We start from the raw sequence: 18,646 nt of genomic DNA on the forward strand, positions 1-18,646 counted from the left end.
ACTTTTGCACAACGCGCACAGCAGGATTGATCATGCACGGGCTCAACGAACTGGGATTCAAGGCACTGCGACTTTTCGTAGCGGTACTGGACCACGGCAGTTTTTCCGAAGTCGCCCGCCGTGAAGGCTTGGCGCCCTCGTCGATTTCCCGACAGATCCAATTGATGGAACAGGCGCTGAATCAGCAACTGCTCTACCGCCACACCCGTGCGGTCACGCCCACCGAAGCCGGACGCATGCTCGGCCACCATGCGCGGTTGGTGCTGGTGCAACTCGAAGAGGCCGAACAAGCCTTGCAGGAACAGCAAAGCGAACCCAGCGGACTGGTGCGGATCAACGCGCCCGTGGTGTTCGGGCAGCGGCATCTGACGCCGTGGCTGGGGTTATTGTGCGAGCGTTATCCGAAGTTGCAGCTGGATATCCAGCAGACCGACAGCTATGTCGACCCGCTGCAAGAAGGTGCGGACCTGCTGTTTCGCATCGGCGCGCTGCACGATTCGAGCATGCAGGCGCGGGTTCTGGCGCCCCATCGCTTCCAGGTCGCCGCCAGCCCGGCCTACCTCAAACGCCAGGGCACCCCGCAACATCCCGAAGACCTGGCGGCGCATCAATGCCTGGCTTACAAAGGCGTGACCGGCCAACAGCGCTGGTTTTTCCGCAAGGGTCAGCAGGACTGGACACCCTACACGGTGAAGGGCCCGATCACCGGCAACCACGCCGACACCCTCACTCAAGCCGCTGAACAAGGCCTGGGGCTGGTGATGTTTCCGTCATGGCTGATTGGCGAAGCGGTGCGCAACGGCACGCTGGTGCCGGTGCTGGGGGATTATCAAGTGTCCAACAGCCTCGAGCCGCAACAGATCGCCGTGCTCTGGCCCGGCAGTCGGCGGCTGTCGGTGAAGGTGCGCACGGTGATTGACTTCTATGTCGAGTGCTTTGGTGCGGTGCCGTATTGGGACAGACCATGATGTCCTGCAACCCCGCGATCCACTGTAGGAGCGAGCTTGCTCGCGATGGACGACAACGATAACGCGTGCTGTCTGAATGAACGCATTGTCGGGACGTTTCTCGCGAGCAAGCTCGCTCCTACAGGGGGTTTGCGTGGTGTCAGATGCGGAACTGGCCAACCAGACCGCCCAAGCGCTGGCCGAGGTCGGCCAGGCTGCGGGACGTCTGGGCGCCGAGTTGGGTTTCGTCGGCCACGTTGTCCACGGCCACCGCGATCTGATGCACGCTGCGATTGATCTCTTCGGCCACGGCGGTCTGCTCTTCGGCGGCGCTGGCGATCTGCGCGTTCATCGAGTTAATGGTGCCGATCAGCTGCGCCATGGTATCGAGCGACGCCCCCGCTTCGTTGGCCTGCGCCGACGTGCCGTCACCCGCTTCGCTGGAACGGCGCATGGCTTCGACCGCAGACTGGGTGCCCGCCTGCAAACGGTCGATCATGCCCTGGATTTCCTGGGTGCTGATTTGCGTACGACTGGCCAGTGCCCGCACCTCGTCGGCCACCACCGCAAAACCACGGCCCGCCTCACCGGCGCGCGCCGCTTCGATGGCGGCGTTGAGCGCCAACAGGTTGGTCTGATCGGCAATCGAACGAATCACCCCGAGCACGCTGACAATCGACGACACGTCCTTTTGCAAGCTGTCGAGGGACACGCCGCTGCTGCGAATGTCGTCGACCAGCGCATGAATCTTTACGATGCTGCCCGCCACCACACGCTTGGCCGCCTGGCCTTCTTCGTCAGTCTGCTGCGCCGCCACTGCCGCGTTCTGCGCACTTTTCGCCACTTCCTGCGCGGCCGCTGACATCTCGTTGATCGCCGTGGCGACCTGATCGGTCTCGTGACGCTGACGCTCCATGGCCTGATCCGAACGCTGGGCCTGATCGGACACCTGATTTACCAGCCCGGTCAGTTGCGAGGTCATTTCGGTGATCTGCCGCACCAGACCGTGGATCTTGTCGACGAAGCGATTGAACGAGCCGGCCAGTTCGCCGAGTTCGTCGTGGCTGGTGATGGTCAGGCGCCGGGTCAGGTCGCCCTCGCCTGCCGCGATGTCGTCGAGGTTGGCCTTCATCTGGTTCAGCGGACGCAAAATGGTATTGGCCAGCAGCATCCCGGCGGCAGCGATCACCAGCAGCAAGACGGCGGCGATGCCGATAATGCTCAGCAATACGCCTTCCATGCGCTCCTGGACCTTGGCTTCGACCACCGCGACCTGGGCTTCGATACCGTCGAGGTTGACCGAGGTGCCGACCGCCATGTCCCACTTCGGCAGGTACTCGGTGTAACCGAGTTTCGGCACCAGCACCTGGGTGTTGCCGGGTAGCGGCGAGCTGTATTGCAGATAATGGGTGCCGTCCTTGGCGACTTTCACCAGGTCGCGGTTGACGTAGACACCGTTCGGGTCACGGTTGTCCTTGAAGCTCTGGCCCACGCCTTCGGGGCTGTTGGCCTTGAACAGGCGCACGGTGTTGGAATCGTAACCGAAGAAGTAGCCTTCCTTGCCGTAGCTGATGCTCGACAGCAATTTGACCACCTGCGCCCGCGCCGCGTCGTCGCCCGGGGCGGCAGCGTCGTAGAGGGGTTTGATCGCGGTCATGGCCACAGCGACGTAACTTTGCAGGGTGGCCTTGGCATCGCTGAGCAAGCGCTGGCGCGTTTCCTCGACTTCCTGACGAGCCTGGTTCTGCAGAACGAATAACGTGGTCAGGCTGATGACCAGCGCAAAGAGCAGCACCGGGAGGACGGCAAGGGACAGGACTTTAGCCTTCAGGCTCATGCGCATGACGGTTCACTCTTTTGATTTTGTTGGCGTGGTTAAAGGCTTTAACGGCACGCCGGGTCAAAAGTTGAATGCGCCAGACAAGATCGCAGCCTGCGGCAGCTCCTACAGGGGCCTATGGTGTGTCCTGTAGGAGCTGCCGCAGGCTGCGATCTTTTGATCTTGAATCAGAGGACCATCGCCGCCACCCAGCCAAACGCCAGCAGCGGCAGGTTGTAATGCAGGAAGGTCGGGACCACGGTGTCCCAGATGTGGTGATGCTGGCCATCGATGTTCAAACCGGAAGTCGGGCCGAGCGTCGAGTCGGAAGCTGGCGAACCCGCATCGCCCAGCGCCCCGGCGGTACCGACGATGCAGACGATGGCAATCGGGCTGAAACCCAGCTGCACGCACAGCGGCACAAAAATCGCCGCCAGAATCGGCACCGTGGAAAACGACGAGCCAATGCCCATGGTCACCAGCAAGCCGACCAATAACATCAACAGCGCGCCGATGCCCTTGCTGTGCCCGATCCATGCCGCCGACGTTTGCACCAGCGTCTGCACCTCACCGGTGGCTTTCATCACTTCGGCAAACCCGGATGCGGCGATCATGATGAAGCCGATCATCGCCATCATCTTCATGCCTTCGGTGAACAGGTCGTCGGTGTCGCGCCACTTCACAATGCCCGACACCGAGAAGATCAGGAACCCTGCCAGCGCACCGATAATCATCGAGTCCAGCAACAGCTGAATAATGAACGCCGCGGCGATGGCCACTCCTGCGACCATCAGGCTCAGCGGGTTGTACTGCACCGCGACCTGCTCGACCTGCTCGATCTTCGCCAGGTCGTAGACGCGCTTCTTGCGGTAACTGATAAACGCCACCGCCAGCCCCACGACCATGCCCAGCGCGGGAATACCCATCGCATGGGTGACGTTGATGCCGCTGATGTCCACGCCACTGCGGGCCACGTTGGCCAGCAGGATTTCATTGAGGAAGATGTTGCCGAAGCCCACCGGCAGGAACATGTACGGCGTGATCAGACCGAACGTGATGACGCAGGCGATCAACCGGCGATCCAGTTGCAGCTTGGTCAGCACATATAGAAGCGGCGGTACCAGCAGCGGAATAAAAGCGATGTGTATCGGCAGAATGTTTTGCGAAGCAATGGCCACCACCCAGAGCAAGCCGATCAACAACCACTTGACCGAACCACCGCCACTGGCGTGCTGGCGATCGACCATCGCCAGCGCCTTGTCCGCCAGCGCATGGGCCAGCCCGGACTTGGCAATCGCCACTGCAAACGCGCCGAGCAGCGCATAGGACAACGCCACCGTCGCCCCGCCGCCGAGGCCGCTGTTGAAGGCTTTCAACGTGGCGTCGATGCCCAGGCCACCGGTCAGACCACCCACCAGCGCGCCGACAATCAGCGCGATCACGACATGCACACGGGACAGGCTGAGGACCAGCATGACGCCGACCGCGGCAATTACAGCATTAATCATCGTTACCTCAGGGCAAGCGAAATGAGTTCGACCGACAGCCTGCGAGGAGCCGCCAGCGGTTCAGGGAATGGGTTTTATTAGAGGGCGCGCACTGTGCCGGACCGCCGCCTGCTTGTCAAAGACCCGTAGGAGCTGCCGCAGGCTGCGATCTTTTGATCTTCTGGCTTGAACAGGAATGTCCAAGATCAAAAGATCGCAGCCTGCGGCAGCTCCTACGGGGGATGTTTGATATTCAGGGAAAGATAAAGAAAGCCGAATGGCGGCCGTTACAGTGCCAAGTCTCAGATATTTATCGAATAAAGGACGTCTCCATGTCGCTCAGACAACTTTCCATTCAATGGAAAATCACCCTGCTGGCCGGGCTGTGCCTGGCCGCTATCGTGACCTTGCTGACAGGTCTTTCGCTGTATCGCATGGAGCACAGCTCCGAGCTGGTGAAAGCCTCGAGCATGGAGATGCTCAACGAAGCCGCCCAGGCGCGGATCGAGTCCCAGGGCGAAAACCAGGCGTTGGTGATTCGCCAGCAATTCATGGACGCTTATCAATATGGCCATGGCTTTTCGCGTCAGGTGCTGTTCCTGCGCGATCAGGCGGAAAAGCGCTTCCTCGACGCCTTCGACTTGCGCGAAGACCTGACCCGCCAGGTCAAATCGGCACTGCAAGCCAACCCGCAATTGCTCGGGCTGTCTCTGGTGTTCGAACCCAACGCGCTGGACGGCAAGGACGAACTGTTCGCCGGCCAAGCGGAGCTGGGGAGTAACGACAAGGGCCGCTTTTCGCTCTATTGGTCGCAGCCGACACCGGGCAACGTAACGTCGATGGCGCTGCCCGAAACCGACATCGCCGACACTCGCTCCGGCCCCAGCGGCGAACCGGCCAACGCCTGGTTCACCTGCCCGCGCACGTCGCTCAAGCCGTGTGTGATCGAACCCTACTTTTATATGATCGACGGCCACAACGTGCTGATGACCAGCATTGTTTTCCCGCTGATGGTCAACGGCAAAGTCATCGCATCGCTGTCGGTGGACATCAACCTCAACAGCCTGCAAACGCTGAGTCAGGGGGCGAGCAAAAAACTCTACGACGGGCAGACCAGCGTCAGCATCATCAGCCCGGCCGGTCTGCTCGCCGGCCATAGCCCGGACGCCAGCAAACTCAGCCAGCGCCTCGATGCCGTAGACAAAACCAGCGGCGCCGAATTGATCCGCCTGCTCGCCGCCAGCAGCAAAACCGCCAGCCTGCATAGCGAGCAACAGTTGAAAGTACTGGCGCCGTTCCAGCCGATTCCCGATGGCAAGACGTGGGGCGTGCTGCTTGATGTGCCGGAGAAGGTGCTGGTCGGCCCGGCGCAAGCGCTGAAAAAACAACTCGACGACAGCAACACCGCCGGCACGCTGATTGAACTCAGCCTCGGCGTGCTGGCCGCGTTGATCGGTCTGTTGCTGGTGTGGCTGATGGCGCGCAGCGTGACCAGACCGATTCTCGGCGTGGCGCACATGCTCGAAGACATCGCCAGCGGTGAGGGCGACCTGACCCGGCGTCTGGCTTATGACAAACAGGACGAGCTGGGCCAGTTGGCCGGCTGGTTCAACCGCTTCCTCGACAAGCTGCAACCGATCATCGCTGAAGTGAAACGCTCGGTGCAGGACGCGCGCAGCACCGCGGACCAGTCCTCCGCCATCGCCACCCAGACCAGTGCTGGCATGGAGCAGCAATACCGTCAGGTCGATCAGGTGGCGACCGCCTCCCACGAAATGAGTGCTACCGCCCAGGACGTGGCCCGCAGCGCTGCGCAGGCGGCACAAGCGGCACGCGATGCCGATCAAGCCACCCGTCGTGGCCTGACGGTGATCGACCAGACCACCACCAGCATCGACAACCTCGCCGCCGACATGAGCGCAGCGATGGTCCAGGTCGAAGGCCTGGCGGCGAACAGCGAGAAAATCGGCTCGGTGCTGGAAGTGATCCGCGCCATCGCCGAACAGACCAATCTGCTGGCGCTGAACGCGGCGATCGAAGCGGCGCGTGCCGGTGAAGCCGGACGCGGTTTTGCCGTGGTGGCCGACGAAGTGCGCAACCTGGCGCGGCGCACGCAGGAGTCTGTGGAAGAAACCCGCCTGGTGATCGAGCAGTTGCAAAGCGGCACCCAGGAAGTGGTGGGGTCGATGAACAACAGTCATCGCCAGGCCCAGGGCAGCGTTGAGCAGGTGAGCCAGGCGGTCACGGCGTTACGCCAGATCGGCGACGCAGTAACGGTGATCAGCGACATGAACCTGCAGATCGCCAGCGCCGCGGAAGAGCAAAGCGCGGTAGCGGAAGAGATCAACAACAACGTAGCGACCATTCGCGACGTGACCGAATCGCTGTCGGGGCAGGCAAATGAATCGGCGCGGGTGAGTCAGTCGCTCAATAGCCTGGCGAATCAACAGCAGAGTTTGATGGATCAGTTCAGGGTTTGATGCAAAGACTGCATCCACCAGAAAGACCTGTGGGAGCGGGCTTGCCCGCGATGAGGCCATAACATCCAACATCAATGTTGACTGTTACAACGCCATCGCGGGCAAGCCCGCTCCCACAGGGTTGATGGGTGTATTTTAAAATGGTGTTAACGCTTGGGCAGTTCGATCACCACTTTCAACCCGCCCCACTCGCTCTCTTCCAGCCGCAACACCCCGCCCCAAGTGTCGACGATGTCGCGCACGATACCCAACCCCAACCCATGCCCATGGGTCTGTTCATCCAGCCGCGTTCCCCGGCTGAACACCTGGTCGCGCTGGTCTTCGGGAATCCCCGGACCATCATCCTCAACGCTCAGCTCAAACCCGGCACTCGACTCGACGACGCTCAGGCGAATCTCGGCGTCCGCCCATTTGCAGGCGTTCTCCAGCAGGTTGCCGAGCAGTTCCAGCAAATCCTCGCGATCCCACGGCAGCTGCAAACCGGCCGGTGCCTGATAGCTGAGTTCGAGGTGTTCGCCGTGAATCATGTTCAACGTCGCGAGCAGGCCCGGCAGTTCCGCATCGCAATCGAACAACGCCCTTGGCAACGCATCACCGGACAACCGTGCGCGATTGAGTTCGCGGTTGAGCCGCTGCTGGACCTGGTCCAGTTGCGCCTTGAGCAGGTTGCGCAGCTGCGGATGGGCGTCGAGTTGTGCGCTGGACGCCAGGCTCAACAACACCGCCAGCGGGGTTTTCAACGCATGCCCCAGATTGCCCAAAGCATTGCGCGAACGCTTGAGGCTGTCTTCGGTGTGCGCCAGCAAATGGTTGATCTGCGCCACCAGCGGCTCCAGCTCCACCGGCACCTGATCATCCAGTTGCGAGCGCTGGCCCTGCTGCAACTGGGCAATTTGCTCGCGGGCCCTTTCCAGTGGGCGCAAGGCGCGGCGCACGGTGATCCGCTGCAACAACAGAATCAGCAGCAACCCCGCCAGCCCCAGCCCCAGACCCACTTGTTGCATGCGCTTGAAACTCTCGCGCACCGGCGTGTAATCCTGGGCGACGCTGATGGAGATCGACTGGCCCAGGCGCCGGTAGTCCGAACGCAACACCAGTAACTGCTGACCTTCCGGGCCCAGTTGCAGGTTGCTGTGCAGCCCGGGTTTATCCAGGCGCGGCAACTCTTGATCCCAGAGCGAACGGGAACGCCAGTGGCTGTCGGCAAAATCGATGCGAAAATAATGCCCGGAAAACGGCCGTTGATAGGCCGGTGACAGGTGCCGCTCATCCAGTTGCAAACCCTGCGGCCCGCGCACCAGCGCCACCAGCAGGTTTTCGCTGTCATTGCGCAACCCGGCTTCGAGGTAGCGCTGCATACCGATTTCAAACAGCCACAGGCTGGTCTGCGCCAACACCAGGCCGACGATCACCATCACGCTGATCAGGCCCAGGCTCAAGCGGCGCTGGATCGACCTCACTGCGCTTGCCCGCCAAACAGGTAACCCTGGCCGCGACGGGTTTCGATCACGCTGCGCCCGAGTTTGCGGCGCAGGTGATTGACGTGAACTTCCAGCACATTGGAATCGCGCTCGGTTTCACCGTCGTAGAGGTGTTCGGCGAGGTGGCTTTTGGAGAGGATCTGCTCGGGGTGCAACATGAAATAGCGCAGCAGGCGAAACTCCGCAGCGGTGAGCTGGATGTCCGCGCCATCGCGGGTCACGCACTGGCGGCCCTCGTCCAGATGCAATCCCGCCGATTGCAGCGTCGGTTGATTGACCTTGCCATGGGAGCGCCGCAACAGCGCCTGAATGCGCAAATGCAGTTCTTCAGGATGAAAGGGTTTGGTCAGGTAATCGTCGGCACCGGCCTTGAGCCCTTCGATGCGCTCGGCCCAGGAACTGCGCGCCGTGAGGATCAGCACCGGCGTGGCCAATCCGCCCGCACGCCATTGCGCCAGCACCTCGAGCCCCGGCACACCGGGCAAGCCGAGATCGAGGATGATCAGGTCGTAGGGTTCGCTGCGGCCCTGATACACCGCGTCACGGCCATCCGCCAGCCAGTCCACCGCATACCCCTGACGATTGAGGCCGGCCAGCAATTCGTCGGCCAGCGGCACGTGGTCTTCCACCAGAAGCAAACGCATCGATCAATCTTCCTTGTCTTTCAGTAACTGGCCAGTGACGGCGTCAAGGTCGAGCTCGCGGACCACACCGTCGGTGGTCAGCAACTCGACTTCATACATGTACACGCCGTGTTTTTCTTCAAGCTCGGCTTCCAGCAGTTTGGCACCGGGATAGTGATCCAGCGCCTGCTTGAGCAATTGCTCCAGCGGCAGAATCGCACCTTGTTGCCGCAGGCGCAGGGCTTCGTCCTGATCGAGGTCGCGGGCCAGCGTGACCGAGCAGAACGCAACCAGCGCCAGGGTCAGGCAGCCCACGGCGCGCGTGGAGGAAGGTGGCAAAAACAATTTCATTAAGTGTCCTGATGATCCTTGCGCAGCAGCCCGTCGTGCGCGTCCAGTTCCAGCTCCCACACCACGCCTTGCGGATCGATCATCTCAACCCAGAAGAGGTAGACGCCGTACTTCTTTTTCAACTGGATGTCGTTGATCTTCGCACCCGGATGGCGATCCAGGGCGATGGCCTCGACCTTCTCGAGGGGCACAATGGTACCAGCGTCGATCAGGTTGCGGGCTTCGTCGGAGCGCAAGCCCCGCGTGTGGCCGAGGTTGGCGGTCAGGCCGAACAGAATGAGTGAAATAAACAGGGCAGCCATGATTTTCATTGGGTGTGTCCCGGGCTCTTATAGATTTTCGATGGACAGCACCTTAGCGACTCGAACTTAATTGAAACTGAATAGCCATCATTGGTATCAACCGTGGGAGCTGCCGAAGGCTGCGATCTTTTGACTGTGATTTAAAAAAACAAGATCAAAAGATCGCAGCCTTCGGCAGCTCCTACATTGATTTGTTGCGAGGCGTTTATAATCTCGCGCTTGTCAGACATCGAGACCGGTATGACCGCCATCCACATCAAATTCCCCTCCCTGACCCTCAAGGCCGGCCCGCGTGCCTTTGCGCGCATCCGTGAAAGCGGTTTGCACGCCGCCGAGGTCGGCACGCTGCCGGGCGCCGCTGGCGGACCGAAAGCGTTGGGAATTCAGGGTCTGGACCTGGCGCTGTTCGGCGAATGGCTGCCCGCCGCCCCGCGAGAGCGCTCGCTGATCGGCGCCTCGGTCGGTTCCTGGCGCTTCGCCAGCGCCTGCCTGCCGGACGCGGCCGAAGGTCTGCGGCGCCTCGGCCATCTCTACACCGAGCAGCATTTCACCAAGGGCGTGACCATGGCGCAGATCAGCCAGAGCTCGCAACGCATGCTCGATGACCTGCTCGACGGCCGCGACGCCGCGATTCTGAGTAACGCCAGTTACCGACTGAACATCATGGTGGTCAAAAGCCACGGCCTGCTCGCGGACGATCACCGTGGCCGGCTCGGGCTCGGGCTGTCGTCGGTGATCGCCGATAACCTGCGCGGTCGTGCGCGGCTGTCGCGGCACTTCGAGCGGCTGATCATTCACGACCCGCGCCTGGCACCACCGGTCAATGCGCTGAATGATTTCCCGTCACGCTTCGTCGCGCTGAACACCGCCAACCTGCGCCAGGCGCTGCTGGCCTCAGGCTCGATCCCGATGGTCATGCAAGGCGTGCGCGACCTTCCGGGCGCGGGCGCCGGGACGTTTCGCGACGGTGGTCTGCTGGACTATCACCTTGATCTGCCCTACAGCGGCAGCGATATCGTGCTTTACCCGCACTTCACCGACCGGATCATCCCTGGCTGGTTCGACAAAACCCTGCCGTGGCGCCGCGCCTGCCCGACGCGTTTGCAGGATGTCTTGCTGCTGGCACCGTCGAAGGAATACCTGGCGCGCCTGCCCTACGGCAAACTGCCGGATCGCAATGACTTCAAGCGCTTCATGGGCGATGCGCCGGGCCGGCAGAAATACTGGCGCGCAGCGATGGACGAGAGCCGCCGTCTCGGTGACGAGTTCCTTGAACTGGCCGCCAACGGTCGCCTCGGCGAGCGCTTGCTGACCCTTTAGTCAGGACAAACTGCTAAACTCGCCGCCTGCCCACATCGCCACGGCGATCGCCACCTGACAGAGCTGAAACCACTGTGGAAATCTTCAAAGAATTTACCTTCGAATCCGCCCACCGCCTGCCCCACGTCCCGGACGGCCACAAGTGCGGCCGCTTGCACGGTCACTCGTTCAAAGTGGCGATTCATTTGAGTGGCGATCTCGATCCGCATACCGGCTGGATTCGCGACTTCTCGGAGATCAAGGCGATCTTCAAACCGCTGTATGAGCGGCTGGATCACAACTATCTGAATGACATTCCGGGGTTGGAGAATCCGACCAGTGAAGTGTTGGCGAAGTGGATATGGGTTGAGTTGAAGCCGTTGTTGCCGGAACTCAGCGCGATACGTATCCATGAGACCTGCACCAGCGGCTGCATCTATCGCGGGGAGTAACTGGACAACCCAAACCCTGTGGGAGCGAGCCTGCTCGCAAATGCGGTGGGTCAGGTCATTCAAATGTCGACCGCTGCACCGCATTCGCGAGCGGGCTCGCTCCCACAGGGTATGGTGTTTCGTCAGTGAGACAACAAACAGCCTTCATGGCTGTTTTTTTACGCCTATGCTTTTTGGCTCGCACCCGCCAAGAGAACACGCGTATGACTGAATGGCCGCTGGCTCAGACCTATCGCTTCAACGGGCACTCCGTTCGGTTCGCCATGCGGGGCGATGGCCCGCCGTTGGTGTTCGTGCATGGCACGCCGTTTTCTTCTTACGTGTGGCACCGGATTGCGCCGCACTTCATTTCGTCGCACCGCGTGTACTACTTCGACTTGCTCGGTTACGGGCTGTCGGACAAAGTCGACGGTGATGTGTCGCTGGGTGTGCAAAACGAGCTGTTGGCGCAACTGCTGGAGCATTGGGGCCTGGATTGCCCGGACGTGGTGGCCCACGATTTCGGCGGGGCGACGGTGCTGCGCGCGCATCTGCTCAACGGCAAGGATTACCGCAGCCTGACGCTGATCGATCCGGTGGCGCTGACGCCTTGGGGTTCGCCGTTCGTGCAGCATGTGCGCCAGCATGAGGCGGCATTCGCCGGTGTGCCTGATTACATTCAGCGGGCGATCGTGCCGGCCTACATTCGTGGGGCGATCAAACGCGACATTACCGATGAAGAACTCGCGCCGTACGTGCAACCGTGGCTGGGTGATCCGGGGCAAGCGGGGTTTTACCGGCAGATCGCGCAGATGGATCAGCGTTACACCCGCGAGGTCGAGGGGTTGTACCCGACGATTCGTTGCCCGGTGCAGATTCTCTGGGGTGAAGACGATCAGTGGATTCCCATCGACCGTGGGCGGGCGTTGCAGCAGATGATTCCAGGGGCGCAATTTCATCCGGTTCCGAATGCCGGGCATCTGGTCCAGGAGGATGCACCGGAAGCGATAGTCGCGGCGTTGCTGCGCTTCCTGCCATCTCCCTGAATCCCCCGACGAAAGCCGCCCTGCCGTAGGTGCCGGCGTGCTGGCGAAGGCGTATGTTGTACGGATGCCAAGCGCCCACGCACCACGACAAGCTTTATAAAAGGATTCGCCTGATGCACATCATCAACGCCCGCCTGCGCAACCAAGAAGGCCTGCATGAGTTGCACCTGGAAAACGGCCTGATCAGCTTTATCGCCCGGCAGACCGAAGCGCCGACCCTGGGCCCGGATGATCTGGACGCCGGTGGCAATCTGGTGGTGCCGCCCTTCGTCGAGCCGCATATCCACCTCGACGCCACGCTGACCGCCGGCGAGCCGCGCTGGAACATGAGCGGCACGCTGTTCGAGGGCATCGAATGCTGGGGCGAGCGCAAGGTGACCATCACCGAGGAGGACACCAAGACCCGCGCGAAGAAGACCATCCAGGCCCTTGCCGCCCACGGCATTCAGCACGTGCGCACCCACGTCGACGTCACCGACCCGCAGCTCACCGCGCTCAAGGCGATGCTCGAAGTGCGCGAGGAAAGCCGGCACCTGATCGATTTGCAGATCGTCGCCTTCCCCCAGGAAGGCATCGAGTCGTACCGCAACGGGCGCGAGCTGATGGAAGAGGCGATTCGCATGGGCGCGGACGTGGTCGGCGGGATTCCGCATTTCGAATACACCCGTGATCAGGGCGTGAGTTCGGTGAAATTCCTGATGGACCTGGCCGAGCGCACCGGTTGCCTGGTGGACGTGCATTGCGACGAAACCGATGACCCGCACTCGCGCTTTCTTGAGGTGCTGGCCGAAGAAGCCCGTAGCCGCGACATGGGTTCACGAGTCACCGCGAGCCACACCACGGCGATGGGCTCTTACGACAATGCCTACTGCGCCAAACTGTTCCGCCTGCTCGGGCATTCGGGGATCAGTTTTGTCTCCTGCCCGACCGAGAGCATCCATCTGCAAGGTCGCTTCGACAACTTCCCGAAACGCCGTGGGGTCACGCGGGTGAATGAGTTGCTGGAAGCGGGGATGAACGTATGCTTCGGCCAGGATTCGATCGTCGACCCGTGGTATCCGCTGGGCAATGGCAACATTCTGCGGGTGCTGGAAGCGGGTCTGCATATCTGCCACATGCTGGGCTATCGCAACCTGCAGAGTGCGCTGGACCTGGTGACCGATAACAGCGCGAAGGCCATGAATCTCGGGGAGCGCTACGGGCTGGAACGCGGGCGGCCGGCGAATTTGCTGATTCTGTCGGCGGACAGTGACTACGAGGTAATTCGCAGTCAGGGCTTGCCGCTGTATTCGGTGCGCGAGGGCAAGGTGTTGATGAAGCGGCAGATGCCGGTGGTGGAGTTTTTCGGCGATCAGGGCTGAATGTTGCGTTGACAGGACTGACGCCTTCGCGAGCAAGCTCGCTCCCACATTGGATCTGTGTCGTTCTCAAATCCTGTGGGAGCGAGCTTGCTCGCGATGGCGATATTGAACTCACCGCATCAACCGCGCCATGCCAAACAAACTGGCCCGACTCAATTCCCCGTCCTTTTCCTCCAGCAATATCGGCGCCGTACCACCCGGCATCACTACGTTTACTTCTCCGGCGCTGACCCAACCCACACGCCACGCTGCACAGGCCACCGCCGTCGCACTGGTGCCGGACGACGCCGTCGGCCCTTCCCCGCGCTCGAACACCCGCGCCGCAATTCTCCCCGGCGCCTCGCGCATCGCCCACTGCAAATTGATCCCCGCCGGGCAAGGCTGGCCTGCCCCGGTCGGCATCGCGTAGGCAATGCGCGTCAGTCCCTCGGACAACCGCGTTTCACGCATCTGCTGATTGGCCGGCAATGCCTCGGCAACGTCCACCAGGGTCACGCAGTGCGGATTGCCGACCCGCACGAACTGGCTGTGCGTCCACGCCGGATTCAATGCGGACAACGGTTGAACGTGGCTGAGTTCACGACCGTTCATTGGCGTACTTTCAACCCCGTGAGCACTGACCGCGTCCGGCCCGAACGTCGGTTTGCCCAAGTCCAGCCAAAAGCCCTGCTGGCCTTCGACATCGGCGTTTTTCACCGATGTTTCCCCCGGCGATGGCGTATCGGTCTTGTCGTGATGAACCCTGAGCACGCAAGGCTCTTGGTTCGGGAAAAACCCTTGGTCACTGAGCGCTTGAGAAAAGATCGTCAGCCCATTGCCGCTGCGTTCGGCCAGGGTCCCGTCGGTGTTGACGATCAGCAAATCGAACGGTGGCGCGGATTGAAACGGCCCCACCAGCAACCCATCGCAGCGATGATCCTTGCTGCCCGACGGTTGCGTGCCCGGCGCCCAGGCGCAGAACGCCTCGATGGCGGCCGAGGCCCATGCTTCACGGGTTTGCGCGGCGCGGTCGGCCTGTTGAGGTAGATCGATCCCTTGGCGACGCAGCGCGTCCGGCGCCAGCACCGCATAAATATTGCCTCGCGCATCGTAGAACGGCGTCATGGCGCCTCCTGTGCAAACCTCGAAAGCTCACAACATATCGCGAAACAACGACCGGCTGTGCAAGGATGTCACCCTGCCTGACCGCGACGCCGTCCGGACGCTGATCGAACCTCACCGGTGAATCACTGTCCGTTGCGCACGCGACGTTTTTTGCCAAGGATCTTTATGACCAACCTCAACACCCAGACCACCTTTGTGCCCGGACGCCTGGAGCAGATGTCCACGCGCGTGGCATTTTTCATCGCCGGGTTCGGGATCGCCGCGTGGGCGCCGTTGGTGCCTTACGCCAAGGCCCGCGCCGGGCTGGACGAAGGCACCCTCGGTTTATTGTTGCTATGCCTGGGCGTCGGCTCGATTCTGGCGATGCCGATGGCGGGGATTCTGGCCACACGCTTTGGCTGCCGGCGAGTGCTGAGCGGCGGCACGTTGCTGATCTGCCTGGCCCTGCCGCTGTTGGCCACGGTGTCGTCGATACCGGCGCTGATCGGCGCGTTGTTCATGTTCGGTGCGGGCCTGGGCACGGTGGATTCGACGGTGAACCTGCAAGCGGTGATCGTCGAGCGAGCCAGTGGCAAGACCATGATGTCGGGGTTCCACGGGCTGTTCAGCCTCGGCGGTATTGTCGGCGCGGCGGGCGTCAGCGCCTTGCTCGGCTTCGGGGTTTCGCCGTTGGGGGCGATGCTGGTGGTGATCGTGTTGCTGCTGGTCGCGCTGTGCAAAGCGGCGCCACACCTGCTGCCGTACGGCAGCGAAAGTTCGGGGCCGGCGTTCGCCATTCCCCACGGCATCGTGCTGTTTATTGGCGGGATGTGTTTCATCGTCTTTCTGGCCGAAGGCGCGGCGCTGGACTGGAGCGCAGTGTTCCTGGCGCAGGAACGCGGGATCGACACGGCGTACGCGGGGCTGGGTTATGCGGCATTTGCGCTGACCATGACGGTCGGTCGGTTGACGGGGGACAAGATTGTCCGGCGTCTGGGTGCGACCCAGGTGATCGTGTTCGGTGGACTGACAGCTGCGGCGGGCCTGTTTCTGGCGACGTTCGCCCCGAGCTGGGAACTGGCGCTGGTCGGTTATGCGCTACTGGGCGCGGGCTGTTCGAACATAGTGCCGGTGCTGTACACCGCGGTCGGCAAGCAGACGGTCATGCCGGAAAGCATTGCCGTGCCGGCCATTACCACGCTGGGTTATGCGGGGATTCTGGCGGGGCCAGCGTTGATCGGGTTTATCGCCCATGGCAGCAGCTTGAGTTTTGCGTTCGGGTTGATGGCGGTATTGCTGGTGGCCGTCGCCATCGGCGGGAAAGTGTTGAAAGTCTGATCGAAAAGATCGCAGCCTTCGGCAGCTCCTACATTGGAATGGCGTACATCCCGTAGGAGCTGCCGAAGGCTGCGATCTTTTCAGCGGTTAAAACCCGACACTGGCCTGCACAAAGAACGTACGCGGTGCGCCGACGTACATGCCCGAGTTGTTGTCGCTGGAGCGGGTGAAGTACTGCTTGTCGAAAACGTTTTTCACCCCGGCACCGACTTTCAGATTCGACAGCTGCGCGCCGAAGTCATAACCGCCGCGCACGTTCCAGGTGACGTAACCCGGGATGTCGCCGTACTGCCCATCCGCGCTACCTTCGGTGATGTAGTTGTTAGTGAAACTGCCGTCTCCGTTCACCGCAACGCCTGGCGAGCGCTGTTTGGACTGGGCAAACGCATCGACGTTGTACGTCCAGCGGTCGATGTCGTAACGCAGGCCGGCGGTCGCCACCTGACGCGAGTAGAACGGCAAGTCACGGCCCTTGAAGCCGGGGATCTCGCCTTCATAAACAGCGCGTGTGTAGGTGAAACCGGCGTTGGCGGTCAGGCCGTCGAGCCGCGAGTCGAGGGCGGCCATGTCGTAATGCACCGAGGCCTCGATGCCCTGGTGGGTGGTCGCGCCAAGGTTGGTCCAGCCCGCGTCGTTGCTGATGTATTGCAGCTCTTTATCGAAGTCGATATAGAAAAGCGTCACTTCCCCGCCCCACACGTCATCGTTGTAGCGCGTGCCGACCTCGTAGGTCTTGGCCTTTTCCGGCTCCAGGCCGTTGGCGGTGCTGTCACCCGTGCCGCCCTGACCTAGCTGAAAATACTGCAGGCTGCCGAACGAGGTTTCGTAGTTGGCGAACAGCTTCCACGCATCAGAGAGGTGGTACATCACGCTCAGGGCCGGCAACGGCTCGTTGCTTTCGATGCTGCGATTCTTTTCCTGCACCGGTCTGCCGGCGGTGTCGAGCACCGGGCGGTCGTGCCAGTCGGTGCTGATGTGTTCAAAACGGACGCCGGGGGTAATCGTCCAGTTGCCGACGTCGATTTTGTTATCGACGTACACCGAGTTGGCTTCGGTGCCGCCGGTGCGATCCTGATACACATGGCCGTCAGAACCCGGGCGCACCACCGGCTCATTGTTGACCAGCGCCAGACGGCTCGCCTCCTCGTGCATGCCTTCCTTGAGGTAGCGATAACCGACGCTGACTTCCTGGGTGGTCGGGCCGACATCGAACACATGGGACACCCGCGGTTCGATGCCGAAGGTGTAGTAAGTGCGCGGGAACGAGCCGAGGGTCTTCTGATCGCGGGCGGCAATGTTGCTGCCTCGGAAGCTGTCGGAGTAGTACGTCAGCACTTCCGCTTGGGTGCGGTCATCGATCTGCCGCAGCCACTTGAACGAGACGTCCTTGCGGCGTCCGCTGAAGTTGTCGTTGTTGCGGTCGGACTGGAACGGGTTGGCGTCGTACTGCGCCTGCGTCAGACCGCCCGGCATGTCGGCGCTGGCGTCGTAGTAGTGAAAATTGAGGCTGAAATCGTCGACATCGGTCGGCGCCCAGTGGGTCTTGAGAATCACGTCGTCGATGTCGTTGCCGTTGTTGCGCTCGCGGTAACCGTTGCCGTTCACGCCCGAGTACAACAGCGCCACGCCGATGCCATTGTCGGCGGTGCCGCCGACGAACGCCGTATCGATGTGTTTCCAGCCACCGTGCTGGGAGGTTTCCAGGGTGGTGCCGATTTCAGCGGAGGCTTTTTCCGGGATGGCGCGGGTCACGAAGTTGATCACGCCGCCAACGTTCTGCGGCCCGTAACGCACCGAGCCGGCACCGCGAACCACGTCAATGCTGTCGAGGTTGCCCGAGGAAATCGGCGCCATCGACAGTTGTGGCTGGCCGTACGGCGCAAACGCTGCGGGTACGCCATCGATCAACACCGTGGAGCGTGGCGACAGGCGCGACGTCAGGCCGCGCACGCCGACGTTCAGGGAAATGTCGCTGCCGCCGGTGCCGTTGGCTTCCTGCACTTGCACGCCGGGGATGCGTTTCAACACGTCGCCGACGTTCATCGCGCCCTGCTCGACCATCGCTTCGCGGCGAATCACCGTGCGCGCGCCGGGGTGGTTTTGCACCACGGCGGCATCGGCGTCGCCGAGCCAGTCGCCGACCACTTTGATGTCGGTCACGCCCAGTTCCAGTGGGCCGCTGGCCGCGGAAGTCGGGGCCGGGGTCAACGTCACCGAACCGTCGTCGATCTGATACTCAAGACCACTGCCCTGCAGCAATTGACGCAAGGCCTGTTCCGGTGAAAGGTTGCCGTCCACCGCTGGGGCCTGTTTGCCGGCGACCAGATCTGGACTGAAAAAAACCTGCAACGAGGTTTGCTGACCCAATTCACTCAAGGCCTGGCCCAGAGGTTGCGCCGGAATGTGAATGGCATCAGCCGCAAAGGCTTGGGGCAGCGCCACGTTGACCGCCAGGGCAAGAGCCAGCGGCAGCCAGAGGGATTTGTTATTTTTAGCGGTGGTTTTTTTCACGTCGAACGGTGTCCTGTGGATCGCAAGAGTGTGCGCTTGTTAATGCAAACCAGTTGCAGTTGGACTAGAAGACGATGAACTCGAAAA

14 protein-coding genes and 3 pseudogenes are annotated in these 18,646 nt (G+C 61.7%); 8 read left to right on the forward strand and 9 right to left on the reverse strand.

Annotated features, from left to right (window positions below; all coding sequences use genetic code 11):
* The first annotated feature begins 32 nt into the window (after window positions 1-32).
* The gene (locus F8N62_RS26545) at window positions 33-968 is read left to right on the forward strand and encodes a LysR family transcriptional regulator (protein WP_150713450.1); all 936 of its coding nucleotides are present in this window, start codon (window positions 33-35) and stop codon (window positions 966-968) included.
* Between the two features lie 139 nt (window positions 969-1,107).
* On the opposite strand, the gene F8N62_RS32360 is transcribed toward F8N62_RS26545, so the two are convergent.
* From F8N62_RS32360 to F8N62_RS26555, 3 genes and pseudogenes are all read right to left on the reverse strand, one after another.
* Window positions 1,108-1,929 carry a methyl-accepting chemotaxis protein gene (locus F8N62_RS32360; protein WP_412071988.1) on the reverse strand — a complete coding sequence of 274 codons (822 nt, stop codon included), beginning with the start codon at window positions 1,927-1,929 and terminating at the stop codon, window positions 1,108-1,110.
* Window positions 1,930-2,013: 84 nt separating this feature from the next.
* Window positions 2,014-2,790: pseudogene (locus tag F8N62_RS32365) on the reverse strand (cache domain-containing protein); the annotation flags it as partial.
* 164 nt (window positions 2,791-2,954) lie between these two features.
* A complete protein-coding gene (locus tag F8N62_RS26555; RefSeq protein WP_191632451.1) occupies window positions 2,955-4,271 on the reverse strand; it encodes a Na+/H+ antiporter family protein in 1,317 nt (438 codons plus the stop codon).
* Between the two features lie 533 nt (window positions 4,272-4,804).
* On the opposite strand from F8N62_RS26555, the pseudogene F8N62_RS32370 reads away from it, so the two are divergent.
* Window positions 4,805-5,875, forward strand: a pseudogene (locus F8N62_RS32370) (HAMP domain-containing protein); the annotation flags it as partial.
* A 288-nt stretch (window positions 5,876-6,163) separates the two neighbouring features.
* A pseudogene (locus tag F8N62_RS32375) lies at window positions 6,164-6,733 on the forward strand (methyl-accepting chemotaxis protein); the annotation flags it as partial.
* Between the two features lie 146 nt (window positions 6,734-6,879).
* Here F8N62_RS32375 and F8N62_RS26565 read toward each other — a convergent pair.
* Genes F8N62_RS26565 through F8N62_RS26580 form a run of 4 tightly spaced genes read right to left on the reverse strand, consistent with a single transcriptional unit; the run spans window position 6,880 to window position 9,499 of the window.
* Window positions 6,880-8,193: a sensor histidine kinase gene (locus tag F8N62_RS26565; protein WP_150713454.1), complete on the reverse strand. Its 1,314-nt coding sequence runs from the start codon at window positions 8,191-8,193 to the stop codon at window positions 6,880-6,882.
* Window positions 8,190-8,858 (reverse strand): response regulator transcription factor, encoded by a 669-nt coding sequence (locus tag F8N62_RS26570; RefSeq protein WP_150713455.1) that lies wholly within the window; start codon window positions 8,856-8,858, stop codon window positions 8,190-8,192. Before F8N62_RS26570 ends, F8N62_RS26565 begins: the two co-directional genes overlap by 4 nt.
* A gap of 3 nt (window positions 8,859-8,861) precedes the next feature.
* Window positions 8,862-9,188, reverse strand: a complete 327-nt coding sequence (locus F8N62_RS26575) for a PepSY domain-containing protein (RefSeq protein WP_150713456.1) — start codon at window positions 9,186-9,188, stop codon at window positions 8,862-8,864.
* Window positions 9,188-9,499, reverse strand: coding sequence for a PepSY domain-containing protein (locus F8N62_RS26580; protein ID WP_150713457.1), 312 nt, complete (start codon window positions 9,497-9,499; stop codon window positions 9,188-9,190). The genes F8N62_RS26575 and F8N62_RS26580 overlap by 1 nt, the downstream gene beginning before the upstream one ends.
* 231 nt (window positions 9,500-9,730) lie before the next feature.
* Between F8N62_RS26580 and F8N62_RS26590 the strand changes: the two genes are divergently transcribed.
* From F8N62_RS26590 to codA, 4 genes are all read left to right on the forward strand, one after another.
* The gene (locus F8N62_RS26590) at window positions 9,731-10,810 is read left to right on the forward strand and encodes a patatin-like phospholipase family protein (protein ID WP_150713458.1); all 1,080 of its coding nucleotides are present in this window, start codon (window positions 9,731-9,733) and stop codon (window positions 10,808-10,810) included.
* Between the two features lie 74 nt (window positions 10,811-10,884).
* Window positions 10,885-11,241: a 6-carboxytetrahydropterin synthase QueD gene (gene queD / locus F8N62_RS26595; RefSeq protein WP_065884039.1), complete on the forward strand. Its 357-nt coding sequence runs from the start codon at window positions 10,885-10,887 to the stop codon at window positions 11,239-11,241.
* 203 nt (window positions 11,242-11,444) lie between these two features.
* On the forward strand, window positions 11,445-12,266 hold the full coding sequence (locus F8N62_RS26600) for an alpha/beta fold hydrolase (RefSeq protein WP_150713459.1): 822 nt from the start codon (window positions 11,445-11,447) through the stop codon (window positions 12,264-12,266).
* A gap of 113 nt (window positions 12,267-12,379) precedes the next feature.
* Entirely contained in the window at window positions 12,380-13,627 is a 1,248-nt protein-coding gene (codA, locus tag F8N62_RS26605; protein WP_150713460.1) for a cytosine deaminase, read from the forward strand.
* A gap of 111 nt (window positions 13,628-13,738) precedes the next feature.
* Here the strand turns inward: codA and F8N62_RS26610 are convergent, their stop codons facing one another.
* A complete protein-coding gene (locus F8N62_RS26610; protein WP_150713461.1) occupies window positions 13,739-14,731 on the reverse strand; it encodes a diaminopimelate epimerase in 993 nt (330 codons plus the stop codon).
* 165 nt (window positions 14,732-14,896) lie between these two features.
* On the opposite strand from F8N62_RS26610, the gene F8N62_RS26615 reads away from it, so the two are divergent.
* On the forward strand, window positions 14,897-16,048 hold the full coding sequence (locus tag F8N62_RS26615) for an MFS transporter (RefSeq protein ID WP_150713462.1): 1,152 nt from the start codon (window positions 14,897-14,899) through the stop codon (window positions 16,046-16,048).
* An 87-nt stretch (window positions 16,049-16,135) separates the two neighbouring features.
* Here F8N62_RS26615 and F8N62_RS26620 read toward each other — a convergent pair whose 3' ends face one another.
* Complete coding sequence (locus F8N62_RS26620; RefSeq protein ID WP_150713463.1) at window positions 16,136-18,559, reverse strand: TonB-dependent siderophore receptor; 2,424 nt, start codon at window positions 18,557-18,559, stop codon at window positions 16,136-16,138.
* Window positions 18,560-18,646 lie beyond the last annotated feature (87 nt).

Origin of the sequence: Pseudomonas fluorescens, from assembly GCF_902497785.1 — a bacterium.
In the GTDB taxonomy this organism is placed as follows: domain Bacteria; phylum Pseudomonadota; class Gammaproteobacteria; order Pseudomonadales; family Pseudomonadaceae; genus Aquipseudomonas; species Aquipseudomonas fluorescens_BO.

Excerpts from the sequence above, each read along its gene's own strand:
- F8N62_RS26570 (WP_150713455.1), bottom strand. The coding sequence starts at position 8,858 with ATGCGTTTGCTTCTGGTGGAAGACCACGTGCCGCTGGCCGACGAATTG.
- F8N62_RS32360 (WP_412071988.1), bottom strand. The coding sequence starts at position 1,929 with ATGACCTCGCAACTGACCGGGCTGGTAAATCAGGTGTCCGATCAGGCC.
- F8N62_RS26610 (WP_150713461.1), bottom strand. The coding sequence starts at position 14,731 with ATGACGCCGTTCTACGATGCGCGAGGCAATATTTATGCGGTGCTGGCG.
- F8N62_RS26545 (WP_150713450.1), top strand. The coding sequence starts at position 33 with ATGCACGGGCTCAACGAACTGGGATTCAAGGCACTGCGACTTTTCGTA.
- F8N62_RS26590 (WP_150713458.1), top strand. The coding sequence starts at position 9,731 with ATGACCGCCATCCACATCAAATTCCCCTCCCTGACCCTCAAGGCCGGC.
- F8N62_RS26580 (WP_150713457.1), bottom strand. The coding sequence starts at position 9,499 with ATGAAAATCATGGCTGCCCTGTTTATTTCACTCATTCTGTTCGGCCTG.
- F8N62_RS26575 (WP_150713456.1), bottom strand. The coding sequence starts at position 9,188 with ATGAAATTGTTTTTGCCACCTTCCTCCACGCGCGCCGTGGGCTGCCTG.
- codA (WP_150713460.1), top strand. The coding sequence starts at position 12,380 with ATGCACATCATCAACGCCCGCCTGCGCAACCAAGAAGGCCTGCATGAG.
- F8N62_RS26600 (WP_150713459.1), top strand. The coding sequence starts at position 11,445 with ATGACTGAATGGCCGCTGGCTCAGACCTATCGCTTCAACGGGCACTCC.
- F8N62_RS26615 (WP_150713462.1), top strand. The coding sequence starts at position 14,897 with ATGACCAACCTCAACACCCAGACCACCTTTGTGCCCGGACGCCTGGAG.